At 44.0% G+C, this 22,433-nt stretch carries 30 protein-coding genes; 2 read left to right on the plus strand and 28 right to left on the minus strand.

Annotated elements, in window-relative coordinates; translation table 11 throughout:
• Nucleotides 1-26: 26 nt before the first annotated feature.
• The 21 genes from nuoK to ACSNJE_RS08855 form a co-directional block, all read right to left on the minus strand.
• Nucleotides 27-335, minus strand: coding sequence for an NADH-quinone oxidoreductase subunit NuoK (gene nuoK, locus ACSNJE_RS08755; protein WP_013120881.1), 309 nt, complete (start codon nt 333-335; stop codon nt 27-29).
• Nucleotides 332-826, minus strand: coding sequence for an NADH-quinone oxidoreductase subunit J family protein (locus ACSNJE_RS08760; RefSeq protein ID WP_013120882.1), 495 nt, complete (start codon nt 824-826; stop codon nt 332-334). The genes nuoK and ACSNJE_RS08760 overlap by 4 nt, the downstream gene beginning before the upstream one ends.
• Nucleotides 827-839: 13 nt before the next feature.
• Complete coding sequence (locus ACSNJE_RS08765; RefSeq protein ID WP_013120883.1) at nt 840-1,289, minus strand: NuoI/complex I 23 kDa subunit family protein; 450 nt, start codon at nt 1,287-1,289, stop codon at nt 840-842.
• 11 nt (nt 1,290-1,300) lie between these two features.
• Complete coding sequence (gene nuoH, locus ACSNJE_RS08770; protein WP_052217889.1) at nt 1,301-2,356, minus strand: NADH-quinone oxidoreductase subunit NuoH; 1,056 nt, start codon at nt 2,354-2,356, stop codon at nt 1,301-1,303.
• 47 nt (nt 2,357-2,403) lie between these two features.
• A complete protein-coding gene (locus tag ACSNJE_RS08775) occupies nt 2,404-3,507 on the minus strand; it encodes an NADH-quinone oxidoreductase subunit D (protein ID WP_013120885.1) in 1,104 nt (367 codons plus the stop codon).
• 48 nt (nt 3,508-3,555) lie between these two features.
• Nucleotides 3,556-4,011 (minus strand): NADH-quinone oxidoreductase subunit C, encoded by a 456-nt coding sequence (locus ACSNJE_RS08780; RefSeq protein ID WP_013120886.1) that lies wholly within the window; start codon nt 4,009-4,011, stop codon nt 3,556-3,558.
• A complete protein-coding gene (locus tag ACSNJE_RS08785; RefSeq protein WP_013120887.1) occupies nt 4,004-4,516 on the minus strand; it encodes an NADH-quinone oxidoreductase subunit B in 513 nt (170 codons plus the stop codon). Before ACSNJE_RS08785 ends, ACSNJE_RS08780 begins: the two co-directional genes overlap by 8 nt.
• Nucleotides 4,507-4,863 carry an NADH-quinone oxidoreductase subunit A gene (locus tag ACSNJE_RS08790; protein WP_013120888.1) on the minus strand — a complete coding sequence of 119 codons (357 nt, stop codon included), beginning with the start codon at nt 4,861-4,863 and terminating at the stop codon, nt 4,507-4,509. Before ACSNJE_RS08790 ends, ACSNJE_RS08785 begins: the two co-directional genes overlap by 10 nt.
• A 148-nt stretch (nt 4,864-5,011) precedes the next feature.
• Entirely contained in the window at nt 5,012-6,115 is a 1,104-nt protein-coding gene (locus ACSNJE_RS08795; protein WP_052217887.1) for an HD-GYP domain-containing protein, read from the minus strand.
• Between the two features lie 138 nt (nt 6,116-6,253).
• Nucleotides 6,254-7,018 carry a ribonuclease HII gene (rnhB, locus tag ACSNJE_RS08800; RefSeq protein WP_052217977.1) on the minus strand — a complete coding sequence of 255 codons (765 nt, stop codon included), beginning with the start codon at nt 7,016-7,018 and terminating at the stop codon, nt 6,254-6,256.
• A gap of 173 nt (nt 7,019-7,191) precedes the next feature.
• Nucleotides 7,192-8,052, minus strand: coding sequence for a ribosome biogenesis GTPase YlqF (gene ylqF, locus ACSNJE_RS08805; protein WP_495252509.1), 861 nt, complete (start codon nt 8,050-8,052; stop codon nt 7,192-7,194).
• A gap of 28 nt (nt 8,053-8,080) precedes the next feature.
• Nucleotides 8,081-8,722, minus strand: a complete 642-nt coding sequence (gene lepB, locus ACSNJE_RS08810) for a signal peptidase I (RefSeq protein ID WP_083436850.1) — start codon at nt 8,720-8,722, stop codon at nt 8,081-8,083.
• 151 nt (nt 8,723-8,873) lie between these two features.
• On the minus strand, nt 8,874-9,215 hold the full coding sequence (gene rplS / locus ACSNJE_RS08815) for a 50S ribosomal protein L19 (protein WP_013120893.1): 342 nt from the start codon (nt 9,213-9,215) through the stop codon (nt 8,874-8,876).
• A gap of 155 nt (nt 9,216-9,370) precedes the next feature.
• Nucleotides 9,371-9,946, minus strand: a complete 576-nt coding sequence (locus tag ACSNJE_RS08820; protein WP_495252510.1) for an RNA methyltransferase — start codon at nt 9,944-9,946, stop codon at nt 9,371-9,373.
• Nucleotides 9,939-10,718 carry a tRNA (guanosine(37)-N1)-methyltransferase TrmD gene (gene trmD / locus ACSNJE_RS08825; protein ID WP_495252511.1) on the minus strand — a complete coding sequence of 260 codons (780 nt, stop codon included), beginning with the start codon at nt 10,716-10,718 and terminating at the stop codon, nt 9,939-9,941. Before trmD ends, ACSNJE_RS08820 begins: the two co-directional genes overlap by 8 nt.
• 22 nt (nt 10,719-10,740) lie before the next feature.
• Nucleotides 10,741-11,265, minus strand: coding sequence for a ribosome maturation factor RimM (gene rimM, locus ACSNJE_RS08830; protein WP_052217880.1), 525 nt, complete (start codon nt 11,263-11,265; stop codon nt 10,741-10,743).
• Nucleotides 11,249-11,683: a YlqD family protein gene (locus ACSNJE_RS08835; RefSeq protein ID WP_242843565.1), complete on the minus strand. Its 435-nt coding sequence runs from the start codon at nt 11,681-11,683 to the stop codon at nt 11,249-11,251. The genes rimM and ACSNJE_RS08835 overlap by 17 nt, the downstream gene beginning before the upstream one ends.
• Nucleotides 11,684-11,759: 76 nt before the next feature.
• Complete coding sequence (locus ACSNJE_RS08840) at nt 11,760-11,987, minus strand: KH domain-containing protein (protein ID WP_013120898.1); 228 nt, start codon at nt 11,985-11,987, stop codon at nt 11,760-11,762.
• A gap of 30 nt (nt 11,988-12,017) precedes the next feature.
• Nucleotides 12,018-12,266, minus strand: coding sequence for a 30S ribosomal protein S16 (gene rpsP, locus ACSNJE_RS08845; RefSeq protein WP_013120899.1), 249 nt, complete (start codon nt 12,264-12,266; stop codon nt 12,018-12,020).
• A 47-nt stretch (nt 12,267-12,313) separates the two neighbouring features.
• Nucleotides 12,314-13,663, minus strand: coding sequence for a signal recognition particle protein (ffh, locus tag ACSNJE_RS08850; protein WP_486679324.1), 1,350 nt, complete (start codon nt 13,661-13,663; stop codon nt 12,314-12,316).
• A gap of 82 nt (nt 13,664-13,745) precedes the next feature.
• Nucleotides 13,746-14,096: a putative DNA-binding protein gene (locus ACSNJE_RS08855; RefSeq protein WP_013120901.1), complete on the minus strand. Its 351-nt coding sequence runs from the start codon at nt 14,094-14,096 to the stop codon at nt 13,746-13,748.
• A 256-nt stretch (nt 14,097-14,352) separates the two neighbouring features.
• Here ACSNJE_RS08855 and ACSNJE_RS08860 point away from each other — a divergent pair, with 256 nt between their 5' ends.
• On the plus strand, nt 14,353-14,982 hold the full coding sequence (locus tag ACSNJE_RS08860; RefSeq protein ID WP_495252512.1) for a DUF47 domain-containing protein: 630 nt from the start codon (nt 14,353-14,355) through the stop codon (nt 14,980-14,982).
• Entirely contained in the window at nt 14,975-15,964 is a 990-nt protein-coding gene (locus ACSNJE_RS08865; protein WP_474773991.1) for an inorganic phosphate transporter, read from the plus strand. Before ACSNJE_RS08860 ends, ACSNJE_RS08865 begins: the two co-directional genes overlap by 8 nt.
• Before the next feature lie 76 nt (nt 15,965-16,040).
• On the opposite strand, the gene ACSNJE_RS08870 is transcribed toward ACSNJE_RS08865, so the two are convergent.
• The 7 genes from ACSNJE_RS08870 to ftsY form a co-directional block, all read right to left on the minus strand.
• Complete coding sequence (locus tag ACSNJE_RS08870) at nt 16,041-16,223, minus strand: hypothetical protein (RefSeq protein WP_013120904.1); 183 nt, start codon at nt 16,221-16,223, stop codon at nt 16,041-16,043.
• Between the two features lie 219 nt (nt 16,224-16,442).
• Entirely contained in the window at nt 16,443-17,738 is a 1,296-nt protein-coding gene (locus tag ACSNJE_RS08875; RefSeq protein ID WP_495252513.1) for an amidohydrolase, read from the minus strand.
• 36 nt (nt 17,739-17,774) lie between these two features.
• Nucleotides 17,775-18,332: an aldolase gene (locus tag ACSNJE_RS08880; protein WP_474773993.1), complete on the minus strand. Its 558-nt coding sequence runs from the start codon at nt 18,330-18,332 to the stop codon at nt 17,775-17,777.
• Nucleotides 18,333-18,353: 21 nt separating this feature from the next.
• Entirely contained in the window at nt 18,354-19,613 is a 1,260-nt protein-coding gene (locus ACSNJE_RS08885) for an adenosylhomocysteinase (protein WP_495252514.1), read from the minus strand.
• Nucleotides 19,614-20,654 carry an S-methyl-5-thioribose-1-phosphate isomerase gene (gene mtnA, locus ACSNJE_RS08890; RefSeq protein ID WP_052217869.1) on the minus strand — a complete coding sequence of 347 codons (1,041 nt, stop codon included), beginning with the start codon at nt 20,652-20,654 and terminating at the stop codon, nt 19,614-19,616.
• Nucleotides 20,655-20,703: 49 nt separating this feature from the next.
• A complete protein-coding gene (gene mtnP, locus ACSNJE_RS08895; RefSeq protein WP_495252515.1) occupies nt 20,704-21,498 on the minus strand; it encodes an S-methyl-5'-thioadenosine phosphorylase in 795 nt (264 codons plus the stop codon).
• Between the two features lie 16 nt (nt 21,499-21,514).
• Nucleotides 21,515-22,429 carry a signal recognition particle-docking protein FtsY gene (ftsY, locus tag ACSNJE_RS08900; RefSeq protein ID WP_474773994.1) on the minus strand — a complete coding sequence of 305 codons (915 nt, stop codon included), beginning with the start codon at nt 22,427-22,429 and terminating at the stop codon, nt 21,515-21,517.
• Nucleotides 22,430-22,433 lie beyond the last annotated feature (4 nt).

Genomic DNA, 22,433 nt, shown 5'->3' on the forward strand with positions numbered 1-22,433 from the left:
TGCACCTACCTTTGTTAGTAGATAATCTACCATTTTAACCAATCAAAATCTTCAACGTTAACAGAAATCCGGTCACGGTATATAGCTACGATTAAGGCTAAACCAACTGCTACCTCTGCTGCGGCTACGGCAATAACAAAAATTGCAAAAACTTGGCCAGTAAAGTCGCCTGTAGTAATATACCTTGAAAAAGCAACGAGGTTGATATTAACAGCATTCAGCATTAATTCAAGACCCATCAGTATGGCAATGGCATTTCTTTTCGCCAAGGCGCCGAAAAGGCCTATACAGAAAAGCGTACCACTAAAAATCAAAAAATGTTGCAATCCGATCATGAGGTCTTTTTCACCTCTTTCGCTATTATTACTGCTCCTATCAAAGCAACCAGTAATAGAATTGCAGCTACTTCAAAAGGAATGACATATTTCTGCAACATTAGTTCAGCAATGGGGCCTACAGTCTCGGTGGGAGGCGCTGCATTACTTACAGCCCAGTTGGTTTTGAGAACCATAACTCCGTTGATAACAATCAATGCCAGAGCCACAATAGCTGCCAGTGGAGCATGCTTGGAGAATAAGTTGGACTGTTTCATATCTCCCCGTTGGGTAAGCATGATACCGAACACTACGAATATGGCAATAGCTCCTCCGTAAACAAGCACCTGTACAGCCGCCATAAAATCTGCCTGAAGCATCAGGTAGGTTGCGGCCACTCCGATAAAAGTAACGATCATGAACAGAGCGCTATGAAAAATGTTCCTGTTCATAACCATCATAAGAGCCGATCCTAATGTGATTATGGCTATAACCCAGAACATAATAGTCATCTAGATCTCACCCCTAACTGGCCTGAGCCGACTCGTTTTCTTCACTGTCGGCTTTAGTAGGCTTTTCATCATCCGGGGACGGAACATAACTGTTGAAAAGGTCCAAGTTTACATCTTCCCGGAAAAATTTCGTATTTTCAAATTCTTTAGTCCACTGTAAAGCCTTGGTCGGACAGGTTTCAACACAAAAACCGCAGTATAAACATCTCTCAACCATCATCTTATATCCAGTCAGTTTTTTCTTTTTATCTTCACCTTTTTCAGAGGTAATTTCGATGACATGGTTGGGGCAAGCGTTGGCACACAGTCCACAGGCTATACATTTGGGAACATTTAATTTGAAAGAACCCTTGAAACGGTCCGGTAAATTGGGTCTTTCCTCGGGATACTGCTGAGTAATCTTCTTTTCAAAGAAGTGTTTCAAAGTAATGCTGAGACCTTTTATAAGTCCTTGTCCAAACACTCTATCACCACCTAACCAGTTATCATTCGATAAACGTAAATACCGATTCCCGTAACCAGAATGTTCGCTAGCGAAACCGGAATCAGGAACTTCCAACCAAAGTGCATTAAGTGGTCAATACGGATCCGCGGATATGTCCACTTAACCCACATAAACAGAAAGATCATGAAGTAGATCTTTAGCAAGAGCCAAATAAACGGTGGTATAAAGGTCAAGCCAAAGGGTGCATTCCAGCCACCCAGGAACATAATAGAGGCTATAATAGAGACAGCTACCAGGTTTCCGTACTCAGCAATCATCCAGATAGCATAACGAATTCCCGAGTACTCAGTGAAATAACCGGCAACCAGTTCCTGCTCGCCCTCTGCGAGGTCAAAGGGTCCCCTGTTTGTTTCCGCCACAGTGGATATAAAGTAAACCACAAAAGCAACTAATTGTGGAATAATAAACCAGATATTTTTTTGAGCAGCAACTATATCGCTCAATTTCAGGGAACCAACCATCATCACTACGCCTAGCAGCGAAAATACCATGGGGATTTCGTAACTGATCATCTGAGCTACGGTCCGCATACCACCAATCAAGGAGTATTTGTTATTGGAAGCGAAACCACCCATCAAAAACGAAATTGTTGAAGTAGAACCAATTGCAATAAAGTAGAATAACCCGATATTCATATCTTTCAAGATTACTCCGTCGCCCAAAGGAATAACAGCCCAAGCAAGAAGAGCAGTTATGAAAAGTGTGGTACTTGCAATCTTGAACACTCTTTTATCTGCGGCAGCGGGAATAATATCTTCCTTGCCCAAAACCTTCACGATGTCCACAGGGAACTGCAGGAATCCAGCAGGCCCCAGCCGGTTTGGACCTCTACGCTGTTGGAAAAAAGCGCTGAATTTTCTTTCCAGCCACACAAGAACAATTAGGTTCATTAATATAAAGAGGATTACAACCAGTGTCCAGATAGCGGTGGTTATTAAGTCTGTGGCAGTAGCAGAAAAACCCAGGCTGTTAGTCAACCAATTCCTTAGGGCGTCAGCAACATTAATAAAAAAAGATTTTTCCATGCTTCTTCTCCCCTATAAACCCTATTTTTTTGGTCTTTCTTTCAACTTTAACGGTCGATTTCACCCAGAACTATATCGAGTGATGCCAAGGCTACTACTGCATCCATCAGGTGAAGCCCTTTAGCCATTTCAGGGAATATACCAACATTAACGAAGCAAGGTGAATAAATCCGAGTACGATAAGGCTTCGTTGAACCGTCACTCACAATGTGGAAGCCAAGATGCCCCTTGGCATTTTCAATACGACTGTAAACTTCACCGACAGGCGGTTTGATAACTTTCGGAACCTTGGCCATAATCGGGCCATCCGGAAGGTCTTTTAATGCCTGCTCGATAATCTTCACGCTTTCTTTCATTTCCTCGATACGGATCAGCACGCGGTCATAGGTATCGCCGCCCTGCCGCACGGGAACGTTAAACTTAAACCGGTCATAAACACTGTAAGGTTCGTCTCTTCTCAAGTCATAATCCACGCCCGATGCTCTAAGGTTAGGTCCGGTAAATCCATAATCAAGGGCCATTTCCTTGGAAACAGGCGCAACTCCTATGGTTCGGGCTTTAAATATTTCATTGCCAATTAAAATGCCTTCGTATTCTTCAATACAAGCAGGCAGCTTATCCAGCAACGCTCTGACTTTTTCCTCGAAACCATCAGGCAGGTCAGCGGCAACACCGCCGATTCTCATATAGTTATGCATAAGCCTTTGCCCCGAAACCATTTCCAATACATCAAGTATCTCATCTCTGTCACGGAACCCATAAAACCATGCGGTAGCGCCGGCCACGTCAAGAGCCATGGAAGCAAAATAAATGGCGTGGCTGGCCAAACGCTGCAGTTCTCCTACAATTACCCTGATATATTCCGCTCTTTCAGGGATCTCCTCAGTTATACCCAAAAGTTTTTCGACAGCCATGACATAGCCCCACTCATTAAGCATGCCTGCTACATAATCCAATCTGCCGTTATAAGGAATGAACTGAGTATAGGTGCGGGATTCCGCCAGTTTTTCCAGTCCGCGGTGCAGATACCCGATGTGGTTTACAGCCTTGGTAATATACTCTCCCTCAAGGTTTAATACACAACGGAATACACCGTGGGTACTGGGGTGGTGAGGTCCCAAATTCAGGGTTAGTTCTTGTGTTTTTAACATTATTTTACACCTCTACAATCCCGAAATTAAAATCCACAGTTCTTACTCCTATGCTTGCATTTTAAAGTCCTTCCGCAATGGGTGACCGACAAAATCGTCGGCCAATAAAATTCTCTTCAGGTTGGGATGACCTGTAAAAACTATGCCCATCAAGTCGTATACTTCCCTCTCCTGTACGTTGGCAGCATTCCAAACAGAAGTAATTGAAGGAACCTGAGGATTTGCTTTGTCCAGTTCAACCTTGACAGTTAGCTTATGCAGGTGAGTTAACGAATTCAGATGGTAAACTACGGTAAAGTTTTCTGGATAATCTACAGAACTGAGATTCATCAAAACTTTAAAATCATAATCGGGGTTGTCCCTCAGTTCCAACATCACTTCTACCAACTTATCAGGCTTTACTTTTATGGATTGATTTGTATTGTCTTCAAATATCTCGGCACAATCGCCAAACTTTTTATTCAGCTCGCCCACAAGAGCTTGACGGTCGATAACCTTAGCCATTCGCCTTCAACCTCGCAATTTTCTTTGGATTGGCAACTTTTTCCCGCAATTGCATAATACCGTAGATGAGTGCTTCGGGCCTGGGTGGGCATCCAGGGACATAAACATCTACAGGTAAGAAGGTATCTCCTCCCAAAACAACGTTGTAAGAGTCAACGAATGGTCCGCCGCTTATTGCGCAGCTACCCATAGCCAAAACATACTTCGGTTCAGCCATTTGTTCATAAAGCCGCAGTACTACAGGCTGCATTTTCTTGGTTATGGTTCCGGCTATAATCATAAGGTCACATTGCCGAGGAGAGGGGCGAAACACTTCGGACCCAAACCGGGCAAGGTCGTACCTTGTATCTGCAGCAGCCATCATCTCGATAGCACAGCAGGCCAAACCAAATGTCAAAGGCCAGAGGGACCTCGACCTGCACCAGTTGAATGCCGCTTCAACGGTACTTAGAACAACATTGTTCCTGACCAATTCGTCAACTTGGTTTGGTTTAATTACATCCATTCTAACGCTCCTTCCTTCCAAGCATAGAAAAATCCAACTAACAATATGGCAATAAATATAAACATTTCAACTATTGCAAATAAACCTAAGCTTTGGAATTTAATCGCCCAGGGATACAGGAAAATAGTTTCCACGTCGAAGGCAATAAATATTAACGCGTACATAAAATAACTAATCTTAAACTGTACCCAGGTTTCCCCTTGGGTATCCAAACCGCACTCATAAGTTAAAAGTTTTTGCGGTGTTGGATTTTTGGGGTGAAACAACCTCGAAAGCCATAAGAGCAAGGTCGGGAATATAATACCCCATAGCAAAATGACTCCTAATACCGCATAACCAGCGCCCATTTTCCCCCTCCTTTCATCTAAAGTTTTTTAAGCTGACGGATATAAAAAATATCCATTTAAACCCAGAGTTGACTAATTAATAGCCATAATTTAGAATTTTGCGAATCTTTAAGTTTTTATAAAAGGCGACTGTTTTGACCTGTCACCTTTATTGTCTTTTGGTATTCTTAAAATCAAGCACTTTATTTATGAATAAGGTTGTATTTGTCATCAGGTCCAGTTCTTTTAAGTCTTTAACAGGCTTTCCGTCGGCTGTGGTCAACAACTTAACCACAGGCCGGATGGGAAAACTTCTATGCACCTGCGTTACTACAGCTGTCTCACCTGTATTTAATAACACAGTGGACCCGACAGGATAAATAGAAATATTTTCTACAAACAGGCGGACCAAATCGGAATCAAAATGGTTTCCGCTGGAAGCAATTATGACTTCTATGGCCTCATAAGGATAAACGGCATTTTTATAAACCCTGTCCGCCGTTAAAGCGTCATAAACGTCAGCAATAGAAACTATCTTGCTGTATTCGTGAATTTCGGCGCCTTTAAACTTATATGGATACCCTGCCCCGTTAATCCTTTCATGGTGCTGCAGGCATATTCTGGCAGAGTTGCTACTTAAGTCAGGGTGGTTATTAAGCAATTCATAGCCGTATATAGGATGTTTCTTGATTTCCTCAAACTCTTCGTTAGTGAGATTAGCCGGCTTCAGTAGAATCCTATCGGGAACTTTAGTTTTTCCAATATCATGTAAAAGAGCGCCAATACCCAATTCTCTAAGTCTTAGCCTGCTATAATTGAGTGCGATGCCAATGGAAATCGCCAAAACACACACGTTTACAGAATGGGCAAAGGTGTAATCATCAAGTATCCTGATATCAGAAAGCTTGCCGATTATATTTGCATTTTCAAGTAACTCATTGATAATTTCATCCACAACCTTTTTGGGCCTTGCCAAATTAATAACATTTCCCATTTTGACATCACGGAAAATGTTCTGCACAACCCGTTCGGCCCTCACCCTGGTTTCCCAATTTATTACATCCGGCACTTCATTAACCGGCGCCAACGACTCCGAACTGTCCGATAGGTTGTCTTCAATATAAATAATGGGAACGCCATATCTGGCCAGCATACCGATATTTTTTTCGGATAAGATAGCGCCTTTTTTTAAAAGCAAATGACCTGTCCTGCTCCGCACGTCTCTGCCCACAACCATATTAGGTTTGGCGTCAAATAGAGCAATCCGTTTCATGGCAGATCCTCCGGAAGCAGTGTGAAAGTAGACAAAAACTTACACGGTAATATATATTCTATATTCATTTCAAAAATCCCTTCTTAAAAAAAGAAAATTGCCAAAATTACTGACTTCATTATACACATATTTGTATATTTATGTAGGATTTTGCCGGACCTGCCCAAAGGTTTTTCTGTGCACAGGACATGGCCCGTATTTTTTAAGAGCCTCCAGGTGAAAAGCGGTAGCATAACCTTTATGCTGGGCAAAGCCGTAATGCGGGTATAAAGCGTCCAGTTCCGTCATAATCCTATCCCTTGTTTCTTTAGCTAATATCGAAGCTGCGGCAATGGAACAACTCAAAGCGTCCCCGTGTACAATGGCTTTTTGTGGTATGGACACCCCCGGTATAGTTACTGCATCAACCAATAAATATTCCGGTTTCAAGGAAATTTTAGCCACCGCAATACGCATCGCCTTTAAAGCGGCCTGGTAAATGTTCATCTCGTCGATTTCCGTTTCACTGACTATACCAATGCCATAAGCAACGGCTCTTTCTTTGATTACTTCCTCCAATTCGCTTCTTTTCTCCGGTGACAGTTTTTTTGAATCATTCAGACCCTCAATTAGATCCCCCTGCTTTAGGATTACCGCAGCCGCTACAACTGGACCGGCCAAAGGCCCGCGCCCGGCTTCATCAATACCGGCAACCAATGTATACCCAGCAGCCCAAAGCTCCCTTTCATACTTAAGCAAAGCGTTAAGCCGCTCTTTTTCTTTTTCCATAGCTTCCAGACGTTTTTTACAGGTTAAATACAGATTTCTAACGCCAGTCCTGGAATCCTGCGCCATCAGTTCCAAAAAACCGGGCTGTATTTTCCGTATTTCTTTTACTTTTTCTTTTATCAGAGCCAGGCTCATTTTTGAAATATCCAAGAAACTCTCTCCCCAAAACTGTTGACATTTTTTAGTTTCTATATAAATATTTATTCTTTAACATTCGGGTAAACCCTGCAGAAAAAATAAGTTTTCTCTTTAGATAACAAATAATTGGCAAAAAAAAAACAACGCAGCTATGTATATGCCGCGTTCCGTTAACTACCAGGCAAATCAAGGGTAAATCGTCCCAGTTTTCCCGCCCGGAATTCTGCCAGAATAACACGGGCAGCTTTTTCCATATCTACCTGTCCACCCGGTATCAGAAGTCCCCGGCGGGCACCTATATCGGCGAGAATTTCTACCGGTTTTTCACTTAAACTGTCTAGCTTATAGCGGGCTTTCAATTTTTCCGGATGCATGTCCTTTAAGTATTTGAGCAGTTTTAATACAACCTGCTCCACGTTTATTACTTCTTCTTTTATCGCACCCGTCACAGCCAGTTTAAACCCAACTTCCGGGTCGTTAAATTTCGGCCAGAGGATTCCTGGTGTATCCAACAATTCCATATCTCTGCCTACCCGGATCCACTGTTTTCCCCGTGTTACGCCAGGCCGGTCCCCTGTCCTGGTAGCTCCTTTCCCGGCAAGTTTGTTGATTAAGGACGACTTCCCAACATTCGGTATACCTAAAATCATTGCTCTTATAGGCCTTGGTTTGCGTCCTTTCGCGGCCAGCTTTTGCATAACGGGTTCGCCGGCTTTCTTTGTCAATGCTACAAGCTTCTCTACCCCCTGCCCGGTCGTAGAATTTATGGCCATAGCATTACATCCGTCTCTGGCAAAAACCTGGGTCCACCGTTCTGTAAGATTCTGGTCGGCCAGGTCAGCTTTATTGAGAGCTACAACCCGGGGTTTGCCCTGAATTATTTCCTGTAGGTCAGGGTTCCTACTGCTGGAAGGAATTCTGGCATCAACCAGTTCAATCACAATATCAACAACCTTTAGGTTTTCCCGGACCATTTTCTTGGCTTTCACCATATGACCGGGAAACCACTGAATCACCGTATCTAGTTCCATGGAATCACCTTAAGAGAATAAGCTTGATTCATTTTATCATTCCGGCACGGGCCAGGGGCCAATATATCAGCATAGCCTTCCCTACTATGTTTTCCCGCGGCAAAGTACCCCATACCCGACTATCTTCACTGTTATTCCTATTATCGCCCATCATAAAATAACTTCCTTCCGGTACTTTAACCGGTCCATAACTGCCGTAGCGCAGGCCTTTGGGCAGGTACGGCTGATCAACTTTTTTTCCGTTTATATAGAGAACACTGTCCCTTATTTCCACTGTTTCGCCGGGTAGGCCTATAACCCTCTTAATAAAATCCCTTTTTGGGTTCCTGGGATATTTAAAAACTATTATATCACCCCTGGCCGGTTCCTTAAAACGGTATAGAAATTTATTAACTATTATACGGTCGCCGGGCTGTAATGTCGGTTCCATCGAACCGGAAGGTATATAAAAGGGCTGAAACAGAAATACCCTGATCACGAAAGCCAGGATAACAGCTATCGCCACTGATTCCAGAATTTCGCCAAAGAAACTACCCTTTTTTTTCTGATCATGTTCCAAGGCGCCTTCCGCAAAACCGGTCTGTGCTAATGTGCCTTTGGCCGCTTCAATCTTTTCCGGTTCCACACCAATTTGTCCAATATCTTCTTTAAAACCGTTTTCCCGTTCCATGGTTACCTCCTTATAAAAGGCCGCACTATGACCTTAACCCATCATAAGCCTTTCTACAGAACTATGTTGGCGGAATAAATATATTAGCCGATTGTAGTTTTTCTAAAAAAAACAGATTTTAAAAGGGACTGCGTAACAGTCCCTTTCGCTACTACCGCTTTTCTTTAATCCTGGCAGCTTTCCCTCTAACTTGTCTAAGGTAGAATAGTTTAGCGCGACGTACTTTACCACGTCTGACTACCTCTATCTTTTCTATTCTCGGTGAATGAAGAGGAAATGTCCTTTCCACACCAACACCATATGAAACCCTTCTAACGGTAAAGGTTTCTCTCAAACCGCCACCACGCCGCTTAATAACAGTACCTTCAAAAACCTGAATCCTCTCTCGGTTACCTTCAACTACCTTGACGTATACCTTTACAGTATCACCAGGCCTAAAATCAGGAATATTGTCCTTCATTTGCTCCTGCTCAATAGTTTTTAATACGTCCATTCTATGTACCCCCTTCCCACATAGATGTTCGTGACCGTCTTTTACGGCAGAGGACCATCCGTCATACAAAGAAGCGCATTTTAAAACTGCGTTATGAGAAACTAACAAGAGATATTATAGCATAGCCATATGGAAAACACAAGGTTTAATATTAGTTATTCCCACCATGGTGTTCCTTTAAGCCTGTCCAGAATAATTGCTACTGCGCTGCGCACACTCAAATGGTTATATGGACCGGCGCCATATATAGGTTCAAGGATATAATCAGATTTCAGCATAGTTTCTTTTTCTATCCCCCAGCCCGTACCAAATAATAGCAGATAAGGATCACCCGTATCCAACAATTTCCTCATTTCCTTGTAAGAAATAGTATTGGGGTATATCCGGGCATCGGTAGTTATTAATTTGGGAACCTGCCCTTCAACTTTTTCAATTTCCTGCATGGCAGAGTCCAAAGTATCTATGAGTTTTACCCTTTGAAAGGCCTCTTTGCGGTCTGGGTTGTAACTCGCCCCGTACCCTTCCTGCCAGTAATTAAGGATGTCGCTAATCAAACGCCGCTGGGTTTCAAGAGGATGAATGACATAATACCTGGCTATATCATAAGTACAGGCTGTTCGGGCAATATCATGAATATCCAAATTGGTAATTGAGGTGGTAATAACGTTCATATTTTTGTTGTATACCGGATAATGAAGTAAACCGATATATAATTTTGGCGCACTACTCACTGTGGTCATCCCCTGTATTGGTAATCTTTTTAACCCGTTTATTATCTTCTGCCCCTATCTCTTCCGCCAAAAGCTTGCGCTGCTCGGGCGTTAAACGGTCTTCGGAAAGCAGATCCGGTCGCATCTGCAGAGTCTTTAGCAAAGACTGCTTTAGCCTCCAGACTCTGATTTTTTCATGGTTCCCGCTCAATAAAATGTCAGGTACAGACATGCCCCTAAATTCACGGGGTCGCGTATAGTGCGGATACTCCAGTAGGTTATTGGAAAAGGATTCTTCCTTTGCTGATTCCTCGTCACCGAGAACACCGGGAATTAATCGCGCCACGGAATCAACTACCACCATGGCCGCCAACTCCCCGCCGGTAAGTATGTAATCACCGATAGATAATTCCATATCAATAAGTGATTTAATTCGTTCATCGACACCTTCGTAATGGCCGCAAATCAAAACAATATGGCCGTATTGCGAAAGCTTTCTGGCTATTTCCTGCTTGTACACTCTCCCTTGAGGAGACAAGAGAATGACTTGGCTTCTCCCTTTTTCCGGCCTAAGGGATTCTACAGCTTTAAATATCGGTTCAGGTTTCATAACCATTCCGGCGCCACCGCCGAAGGGATAATCATCTACAATCCGGTGCTTGTCCTCAGCAAAATCCCTAATATTAGTAGTATGTATTTCAATTAATCCTTTCTCTACCGCCCGCTTTATAATGCTTGCTCCAAAAGGTCCCACAAACATTTCCGGAAAAAGGGTCAGTATATCAAACCTCATAGCAACCACCGAACTCGTGCATCTATTCTAACAGCCCTTCCATTGGGCAAATTATCATCTCTTTTTTTTCCGTATCTATACTTTTTACTATCTGCTTTAAAGCAGGTATTAAATAATGTTTACCGCTTTTACTGTCTCTGACTTCATAAACATCGTTAGCCCCCGTTTGAATTACATCAGTGACTTCGCCCAGATATCTACCTTCATTGGTGAATACATTTAAGCCGATAATATCAAAAATATAATAACTGCCTTCCGGTAATGAACGCAGTTCATCCTTGGTAATACAAATTTCCCCGTTTTTTAGCAGTTCCGCTGCATTCATGTCTTTTATTTCCTCAAAACTTAGGACAACAAAATTTTTATGATATCTTACCTGTTTGATGGTTAACTCCCTTGTTGACTCTCCTGAAGTAAAATATACCTTCTCTAGTTCTTCCATCCTCCTGGGATCATCGGTTAAAGGAAATACCTTCACTTCCCCCTTGTGCCCATGAGTATTTATAATCTTGCCGATAGCAATCAACTTTTTAGTTGCCTGTTCCATTACCGATAGTTCTCCTCCGTATTTCTATTATACGGTCATCACATACAACAACCTCTACGTTAAATATATCCTGCCAGTTATCGCCCACTTTTATTTCGGCAAGGGTATCCAATGTACCCTGGATAATCTCTGAACCAATAGCAAGTTTACCAATCTGCTTAATTTGTTCCGTCAGTTGTTCCCTGGCCTTGGTCCTTTTTTCCCTTTCGTCCTGAAAATGTTTTTTCGCAGCAGGAATGCCTGCAGGATTTTGTTTTTCTAATTCGGCCACCGTGCGTTTCAGTTGAAAATCGATATTCTGCAACTCCAAATCAATTTTTCTGATCGCATCCTGGATTTGCGCTGCCATAGTATTTTTGAATTTTTCCGTAACCTTCGCCTTTACTGTAACCTGACGCAAAATAGTCAAACTATCCAAAACAAGACCCCACCCAACACATAAGATAACAAATAAAAAATAGGAGTAAGGGGCTGAAACCAGCCCCTCCTTTGGGTTATATAATTTCAACCATAACCTTTTTGCCTTCTTTAGCAGCAGCAGCTTTGATAACTGTTCTGATAGCCTTAGCAATTCTACCTTGTTTGCCAATAACCTTACCCATATCTTCAGGGGCGACTTTCAATTCCAAAACGAGAGATTTATCTCCCTCAACTACATTAATTTGCACCTGATCCGGGTTATCCACAAGGGACCGTGCTAAGTAATCAAGTAATTCCTTCATGGTTGCACCCCCCCGAAAAACCAAAGACAATTATTTATTAATTATTCCTACTTTGGTAAAAAGTGACCTGACAGTATCAGAAGGTTGTGCACCCTTGTTCAGCCATTCAACAGCCTTTTCTTTATTAACCTCTATAACAGCAGGGTCCTTCAAGGGATTGTAATAACCAATTTCCTCGATAAAGGCGCCGTCTCTCGGGGCCCTCTTATCGGCCACCACTATCCTGTAAAAAGGATTTTTCTTGGCGCCCATTCTGCGCAAGCGGATTCTGGTTGCCATGTTTTCACCTCCTTATATAATCTTACAATTTTTTCACATTATATACTTTATTTGAAAAATGGAAGCTTAAAGCCCCCACCTTTACGCTTCTTCAACATTTTTTCCATACCCATCATTTGTTTCATCATTTTCTTAGTTTGGTCAAACTGCTTAAGAAGTTTGTTTACATCGCTGACTTTGGTGCCGCTCCCCTTCGCAATCCTCTTTTTCCGGCTATCTTTGATGATGGAGGGGTTACGCCTTTCTTCCGGGGTCATTGATTGAATGATGGCTTCGATATGCAGCATTTCTTTTTCATCAACCTGCACATCTTTTAATTGTTTCAGATTTCCCATCCCCGGCAGCATACCCAAAATCTGGTCTAATGGTCCCATTTTACGTACCTGGCGCATCTGCTCCAAAAAATCCTCCAAGTTGTAATCCTGGGACTTAATTTTTTGCTGCAATTCACGAGCTTTATTGGCATCAAGGGTTGACTGGGCCTTTTCAATCAAGCTTAAAACGTCTCCCATACCCAAAATACGGGAAGCCATCCGGTCAGGGAAAAAGGGCTCAAGGGCATCAAGTTTTTCGCCCATTCCGACAAATTTTATAGGTTTGCCCGTGACTGCTTTTACTGATAAAGCAGCACCGCCACGGGTATCACCATCGAGCTTGGTAATAATGACTCCGTCAATACCAAGCTGTTCATCAAAGGTCTTGGCCACATTTACAGCATCCTGGCCGGTGGTGGCATCCATGACAAACAATATTTCGTGCGGTTTTACGCTTTCCTTGATGTTTTTCAGTTCCTCCATCAACTCTTCGTTGATATGCAGCCGTCCGGCAGTGTCGATAAGCACCATGTCATTCCCATAAGATTTGGCATGTTCAACGGCAGCTTTGGCAATATCAACAGGGTTGGTTTTATCTCCCAGACTAAAAACAGGAATATTCAATTGTTCGCCCAATACTTTCAACTGCTTGATTGCAGCAGGCCGGTATACATCCGCTGCCACAAGCAAAGGGCGCCTTCCCTGTTTCCGCAATTGATTCCCCAATTTCCCTACGGTTGTCGTTTTCCCGGCTCCTTGCAGGCCCACCAACATAACCACCGTGGGCGGCTTGGAAGAAATCGTAATTTTACTTTGGGTACCTCCCATCAATTCAGTTAATTCATCATTGACAATTTTAATAACCTGCTGACCAGGGGTTAGGCTTCCCAAAACCTCAGCCCCGATAGCCCGTTCCTTGACTTTTTTTACAAAATCTTTTACAACCTTATAGTTGACATCGGCCTCCAGGAGGGCTACCCTGACCTCCCGCATGGCTTCGTCAACATCTTTTTCATCCAGTTTTCCCTTACCTTTAAGTTTTTTGAAGGTATTTTGCAGCCGTTCAGCCAAGCTTTCGAATATCATATTTAGACCTCCCTATAAATTCGGGTCTTTACTCTGTTGGATATTTATGTTTATTTTCATCAATTAGTCGATTCATATACTAGCGGGTTTCCATTTCGACAACTTCAGCCAATAATTTTAAAGCCCGGTCCAATTCATCGTTTTTATGGTTTCTTTTTAATTCCGCGATAATTTTTGCTACCTGGTTAAGTTTTTCCCGTTCTTTATTAAACTTTTTCACTAACCCCAATTTGTTTTCGTATTCCTCAAGGATTTTTTCGCCCCGCTTTATTATGTCGTAAACCGCCTGCCGACTTACGGAATGTTCTTCCGCTATTTCACCAAGCGACAAATCATTATTATAGTACATTTCCATGTATGCAAATTGTTTATCCGTCAACAGTGGGCCATAAAAATCCAGGAGCAGTGAAATCCAACCGAGTTTGTCCAACCTCTTTCACCCTCTTATGTGTCAAGGGATTTTCCTTTACACATACTTGATTTTATAACAGGCTATATTAATTGTCAAGTAATCTTTAATTCTTTTTATCTACCCGCCGGACCGGCAATCCGGGCCATAATGTTAACATAAATTTAACAATGAATTAACAGGAAATCAACAATTCTAGAAGAACAATAATTATTCGTGTAATTTTAACAATCTTTTCAGACTATTGTCTAAAATTTAAGTTTACGGGGGAAGGAATATGTTTAAAATGTTCAGGTCCGAGGATGATAAGTTTTTTAGACTTTTCGAAGAATCCGCAGACATCTTACATGAAGGCGCTCTGCTTTTAAAGGATATGATGTCCAGGCATGAAGCTATGGAAGAACGGCTCGACGAACTCGTAGCCGTTGAGCAAAAGGGTGATAAAGTGACCGAACAAATTATAGACAAGCTGAACCAAACTTTTATAACCCCTTTCGACCGGGAAGACATCTATAGTTTGGCCAGGGAACTGGACGAAATATTAGATTCCATCTGCAGTACCGTGGAAAAAATGGTTATTTATGAAACCGGAATTCCTATCCAGAGATTTAGAGAAATGGTCGACATTTTCGTTGATGCTACCGATAAAGTTAAACAATCAGTTTACTACCTGAAAAACACCAAAAATAATACCGTCCAAATAATGGACCTGTGCTATGAGATTAAAAAACTGGAAACGGCAGGAGACAAAATATACAGGTTCGGAGTAGCCGATTTGTTTAAAAAGGCCGATGATGCTATTTTGGTTATCAAGTGGAAAGAAGTTTTCGAACAACTGGAAACAGCCCTTGACCGATGTGAAAAGGTGGCCAAACTGATACGCGGGGTAGTGGTGAAATATGCTTGATCTTTTAATCATCCTCGTAATTATTCTTGCCCTGGTTTTTGATTTTATTAACGGTTTTCACGATACAGCTAATGCCATAGCCACTTCCGTATCTACTAGAGTACTGACGCCCGCCAAAGCAATTATAATGGCTGCAGTCCTTAATTTTGTGGGAGCGCTTGCGAGTACGGAAGTGGCTCATACCATCGGCAACGGAATTGTGGACCCAAAGCTTATTAATAATGAAATCCTCATAGCCGGTCTAGCCGGCTCCATTATATGGAACCTCTTCACCTGGTATTACGGGCTACCCAGCAGTTCTTCCCACGCTCTAATCGGCGGCCTGGCAGGAGCGGCAGTGGCAAGTCGGGGGTTTGCCGTTCTTAATGTCAGAGGCTTAATAGAAAAGATCTTTATCCCCCTTATAACCTCTCCAATCATAGGTTTTCTTATTGCCTATTTGGTCATGAAATTTATTTTTATTCTTGTCGGCAACTGGTCCCATAGAAACGTTAACAAATACTTTTCCAAACTACAGATCTTATCCGCCGCATTTATGGCCTTTAGTCATGGTTCCAATGATGCCCAGAAATCAATGGGCATTATTACGGCGGCATTATTATCCGCCGGTCTCATCCCCGAGTTTAAAGTGCCGACTTTAGTCGTTGTTGCTTGCGCTACGGCAATGGCGTTAGGTACGTCTCTGGGCGGCTGGCGTATAATTAAAACCATGGGTTCCCGAATCATTCGCCTTGAACCTGTACACGGTTTTGCCGCTGAGTCATCGGCAGCGCTGGTAATCATAGCTGCTTCTTTATTAGGAAAGCCTGTCAGCACTACCCACGTTATATCGGCATCCATCATGGGTGTAGGCTCTACCCAACGACTGTCGGCGGTAAGATGGTCCGTGGCGAAAAATATTGTTAATGCCTGGATCCTTACGGCTCCACTCTCTGCCATCGTAGCAGCAATAGCATTTTTTATAATTAACTTTTTCCGGTAAAGCTCAAGACGCGCACCATAAAAAAGAGGCTTTTTCAGCCTCTTTTTTATGTACTCAGATTCACAATCCCAGTCAATTAAAAAGAACCAAATTTTTTCAGGTTTCTTTTGCGAAGGTAATCAATTTCTCTATCAATATCATCGTCTAAGTCCATAATTCTAACCAGCAGTTTTGCGCTTTCGGGACCTTTCTTGCTTTTCCATTCGTCAATTAAGTGGTTCCTCTCTAAGCGCAAGGATGCTAACCTACGCCCCGCCATTCACCTTCACCTCCTTACTCAAATGTGAAAATCTTCACTAACTTGTTTTATATATTATTCGACAGGTTTAAACAAATTCCTTCTTTTTTAAAAACTTTTTTATTTTTTTTGAAAAATCTTAATACATTAAAAAACAACGACAGTTGCAATTTTATCATAACTCGTTTTAAATTTCAACTAAAAATTCCTTCACTTCTTGACGGTTAATCTTTTTTCATTCTATCCGATCAATCTTTCCGCACAGCGTTGAGCCTGCCGAAGAACTTCCTTTTCGTCACAACACGTCATTTCCCGTCCTCTCATAACGATACTCCCGTTAATTATTACGGTATCAACATCAGAGGACTGGGCAGCATAAACCATATGGGCAAAATAGTCGTGTTTCGGGTATAAATGAGCTTTCTCCGTATTAATTAAAATCATATCCGCCTTATAACCCGGTGCAATTTTGCCCACTTGGTCCCCAAGGCCAACTACCTGAGCTGAACCGGTTGTGGCCATTTCCAGGGCTTTATATGAAGGTATCGTAGTGGGGTCCATTTTATTAACTTTGTGCAGCAAAGCAGCGGATCTCATTTCTTCCAGCATATCCAGGTTATTGTTACTGGCCGCGCCGTCGGTTCCCAATCCCACGGCAACTCCGGCAGCAAGCATTTCGGGAACAGGAGCAATGCCCGAGGCCAATTTCATATTGCTTTCCGGGTTATGAGCGACACCGACCTTTTTAGCTTGAAGAATTTTTATATCTTCCGGGCTAACGTGCACACAGTGGGCAGCAAGTACCGGATACTCAAACAGTCCCAAGTCGTTTAAATGCGCTACCGGTGATTTCCCGTACATTTTCCTGATGTCATTGTTTTCCTGAAATGTTTCAGATATATGAATATGTATACCGACCTTATATTTTTCCGCCAGGGCCATCACCTTTTCCAGGTAATCGGGCGGGCATGTATATGGTGCGTGAGGCCCAAGCATCACAGTTATTCTACCATCGGCGCCCTCCTGCCACTTTTCTATCAGCGCTTCGCTCTCTACAAGCGCCTGGAGACCGGTAGGAGCAACACCTATCATTCCTCTTGACAGGCAGGCTCTTATCCCCGTTTCTTCTACCGCCCTGGCCACATCTTCCATAAAGAAATACATATCGGCAAAAGTTGTGGTACCTGACTTAATCATCTCTAAAATACAGAGTTTTGTTCCCCAGTATACATCTTCTGCCGTTAGTTTTTCTTCCAAAGGCCAGATACGCTCTTGCAGCCACTGCATCAAGGGCAGATCGTCGGCATAACTCCGGAGCAAAGTCATAGCCGCATGAGTATGCGCATTGATAAAACCAGGTAGCAAAAGCATACCGGCTCCGTCAATTTCCTCGGCTGCAGCCCATCCTGCTTCGAGCCCTTCAGCCGCTCCGACATACTTTATCGTGTGCCCTTCAATAACTACTACGGCATCCCTGAGCACAAGGCCTTCTTCGGTCATTGGCAATACATCAACGTTTTTGATGATTTTTTTCATCGGAATCCCTCCATGATCCTGGCTTATCCTGTCACTTTAACGTGCACGCAAAGTGCGTGTGTAATATAGAATTTTGCACGCATGTTCCAGCGAAGTTGTCCACTGGTAAGCTTCCTCCAGCGTTTTCCCTCCTGCAAAAGTGCCATGCCCTTTCACCACCACAATTTTGTTTTCCTGAAGCAAAAGCGGAAGCTTTTCGGCAACCTCAGCCGAACCTATTGTTTCCCGAACGGTTAGCACCGGCACTTTCTTTAAGTAGTATTTACCTTCAGCATCAATGGGTTCAATTTCATCTTCCACCAAGGACAAAGCCGTGGCAAAAATGGGGTGGGCATGGACTAACGCCTGGGCCGAAGTATGCAGGTACACTGCCCTGTGCACCCCGATTTCCCGGGATACAAGGTTATGCTCGGGACCATCTTTCAGCAGGTCGGTTTCAATAAGGTCCTTCTCTGTCAGGTGGCCCAGCATGGAACCCCGCCTGGTAATAATTATCTTTTTTCCTGCTCTAACACTGAGGTTACCGCTATGCGAATTATTTAAACCGGCGGCAAAAAGGCCGCCGCCTACCAATTGAAATTCCTTCAGCAGCACCGTTCACCCTCCCAAACAGCATTATTCACCGTGTTTCCACCCGTACAGGTATTCTTCCTGTTCGGGAGTCAATTTATCAATACTGGTATCCATAGAATTCAGTTTAATCTCTGCTACTTTTTTGTCTATTTCCTCAGGTACCCTGTAAACCTTTTTCTCCAGTTTTTTACCTTCTTCCAGAATATATTTCGCGGAAAGGGCCTGTAGGGCAAAAGACATATCCATGATTTCCGCCGGGTGCCCGTCACCGGCAGCCAGGTTAACAAGCCTGCCTTCAGCCAACAGGTATATTTTTCTGCCATCAGGCATTTCGAACTCCTCAATATTTTGCCGGACCACCCGCTTCCCTTCGGCACCTTCCAACAATTCGGGCTTGTTTATTTCCACATCAAAATGCCCGGCATTAGCCAGCAAAGCGCCGTTTTTCATGACTTTATAATGCCTGCCCCTGATTACATCTTTGCACCCGGTAACGGTAATGAAAACATCTCCGTATTTAGCGGCCTCATCCATGGGCAAAACGGTAAATCCGTCCATATGGGCTTCAATGGCCTTGATCGGATCAATTTCCGTAACAATTACTTTAGCGCCAAGGCCTTTGGCCTTCATAGCGATACCTTTGCCGCACCAACCATAACCGGCTACAACTACGGTCTTGCCTGCCACAATCAGGTTAGTTGTGCGCATAATACCTGTCCAAACCGACTCGCCCGTTCCGTAACGGTTATCAAACAGGTACTTACAGTAAGCATCATTGACTGCGATCATGGGGAATTTCAGCAGTCCTTCCTTCTCCATGGCCCGCAGGCGGAGTACCCCCGTTGTCGTCTCTTCGCAGCCACCGATAATCTTGGGCAGTAAATGCGTCTTCTCATTGTGCAGCATGTTCACCAAATCTCCGCCATCGTCAATGACAATATCGGGTTCTGTATCAAGAACTTTGCCCAGGTGGTCGAAATATTCCTCTGTCGTCGCATTGTACCAGGCAAAAACCTTCAGCCCGTCTTCTACCAGAGCTGCCGCCACATCATCCTGAGTAGATAACGGGTTGCTGCCGGTGATAGCTACGTCAGCGCCGCCGGCTTTCAGTACCTTCCCTAAGTAAGCGGTTTTAGCCTCCAGATGGATACTGACAGCAATTCTTTTTCCGGCAAAAGGTTTCGTTTTTTCAAATTCCTTCCGAATTTCGTTCAGTACAGGCATATGTTCTTTTACCCAGTCTATTTTCAGGTGACCGCTGGGCGCCAGTTTAATGTCCCTAACCAAATAATCCATTTTCATCTATTCCTCCTCGCCGGTAAACAGTTTTTTTAGACCTTCCACAAAGGGCGGCCTGATAATGCCTTTATCAGTGATAATACCCGTTATTAATTCGTGCGGTGTCACGTCGAAGGCCGGATTAAAAACCTTCACTCCCTGGGGGGCGACGCCTTGCCCATAAAGAGAGATAACCTCCTCATGCCCTCTTTCCTCTATCGGTATCAGGTCACCGTTGACTAACGTCAGGTCAACGGTCGAACCGGGAGCAGCCACATAAAAAGGTACACGATTGGCCTTTGCCAGTACTGCTACGGTATAGGTACCAATCTTGTTAGCTACATCGCCGTTGGCAGCAATTCGGTCCGCTCCCACCACAACCAGATCAATCATACCCTTACGCATGAGGTAGCCCGCCATGTTATCGGTGATCAGTGTCACAGGTATATTATCCTGCATTAATTCCCATGCCGTAAGCCGGGCACCCTGCAACAAAGGCCTGGTTTCATCGGCATAGACATGAATATCTTTTCCTGCTGCATGGGCCGCCCGAATAACTCCCAAAGCCGTCCCATAACCGGCTGTAGCCAGCGCCCCTGCATTGCAATGTGTCAAAATATTTGCTTTTGCCGGGACAACTTCATTTCCGTAATGGCCTATTCTTTTGTTCATCTCTATATCTTCCCGGTAAATGGCCAGCGCTTCCTGAACAATACCTTCCTTCAGGTCTGCCCCGCTTTGAACAAGCTCCCTGGTTTTCGCCAGCATCCGCTCAATAGCCCAAAATAGATTAACCGCCGTGGGCCTGGTTGCCGCCAAATGCCGCCCTACTTCCTCCATGCGGGCCAGAAATTTCTGCCTATCGGCGTCATCTTCCTTTAAAGCCGCCAGAGCCATGCCAAAAGCGGCGCTGGCCCCGATAGCCGGCGCTCCTCTAACCTGCATGGTCTTAATGGCACGGGCCACATCCTCCGCAGTAAAACACTTAACATAAACAACTTCGTGGGGGAGCTTGGTCTGGTCCAGTAATTCCAGCCTATCTTCGTACCAGCACATTGTTTCCATAGCATACACCTCTGCTAACTGTTAACTGACTACGGGTCACTGCTCCACTTTATTTGCCCAGGGTGCCCAATTCGCCTAGGGCGTTTTGGCAAAGACAGTTCCTTTTGTGCGGCACCCTTTTTACAAAAGCCAATATCAACTTCCTAAACCTCTCGGAACTTTCCCGCATGGCTACCAATACTTCGGCATGGGTCAGGGGCTCCCTGGCAATACCGGCGGCATAATTTGTGACCACCGCCACCGTGGCATAACAAATTTCGGCTTCCCTGGCCAGTACCACTTCGGGTACACCCGTCATACCCACCAGATCTCCTCCTAACTGCCTGTACATCCGGATTTCGGCGGGCGTTTCAAACCTGGGTCCTTCAGTACATACATAGGTGCCGCCCTGGATGACAGGAATATCCTCACTGCAGGCAGCTTCATAGATAGTATTACGCAGCTCCGCGCAATAAGGTTCCGTCATATCTATATGAACCACGCCTTTCTGGCCGTCTTCGTAAAAAGTTTGGGGCCGGCTTTTCGTGAAATCCATAAACTGGTCGCAAAGGACGAAACTGCCCGGTCCCATCTCCGGGTTTAAAGAACCCACGGCGGCAGTGGCCAGAATCCTTTCTACCCCAAGGTTCTTCAAAGCCATAATGTTGCCCCGGTAATTAACCCGATGGGGGGGCAGGGCATGTCCTTTGCCATGCCGGTTCATAAACACTATATCCTCCCCGCAGCACTGGCCGGTAATCACATCTATCTCACCGTATTCCGTAACCACTTTATGTTCCTTTAAACCGTTCAACATACTTAGGTCATAAATACCTGTTCCACCTATTATCGCAAGCCTGGGCATAAGAACCTCCTACCGTCTATTTTTCGAATAATGCCTCAACAAATTCACCAGGTTTAAAAGGCCTGAGGTCTTCTATCTGTTCACCGACGCCTATCAGTTTAACTGGGACATCCAATTCCTTTTTAATACCTATGATAACGCCGCCTTTGGCGGTGCCGTCGAGTTTGGTCAATACTATGCCGGTAACCCCTACGGCTTCGCCGAATAGTTTTGCCTGGCTGATGGCATTCTGTCCGGTGGTAGCATCCAAAACCAGCAGCACTTCATGGGGAGCATCGGGCATTTCACGGTTAATAACACGGTATACCTTTTTCAATTCTTCCATCAGGTTTGACTTCGTATGCAACCTGCCCGCTGTATCAATAATCAATACATCTATATTCCTAGCCCGGGCAGCCTGAATAGCATCAAAAACTACCGCTGCCGGGTCAGCATTTTCTCTATGCTTAATTATATCGCAGCCGACCCTGTTGCTCCATATTTCTAATTGGTCAATAGCGGCAGCCCTGAAAGTATCACCGGCCGCCAGCAATACTTTCCTGCCGCCGACCTTGATCTGGTACGCCAGTTTGCCGATAGTGGTTGTTTTGCCGACACCGTTTACCCCCACTACCATAATAACATTGGGCTTACCTTTTTCCAATTCCAAGCGGCTTTCGTCATCCATAAGTACTTCAGTTATGATTTCCTGCAAGATATTTTTTAGTTCGGCAGCGTCTTCCACCTTGCGCTCCTTGACCCTTCTGCGCAGCTCTTCAACCAGTTCCAGGGCGGTATTAATTCCCACATCGCTCTGGATGAGCGCTTCTTCCAACTCTTCATACAGTTCTTCGTCGATTTTTTTCCGAGCGGTAACCAGAGATTCGATTTTTTCTACAAAACCCTCGCGGGTTTTAGTCAGCTTTTCTTTTAGTTTTGAAAAAAAACCCACTGCT

This window comes from Thermincola sp. GK-1, assembly GCF_059412445.1.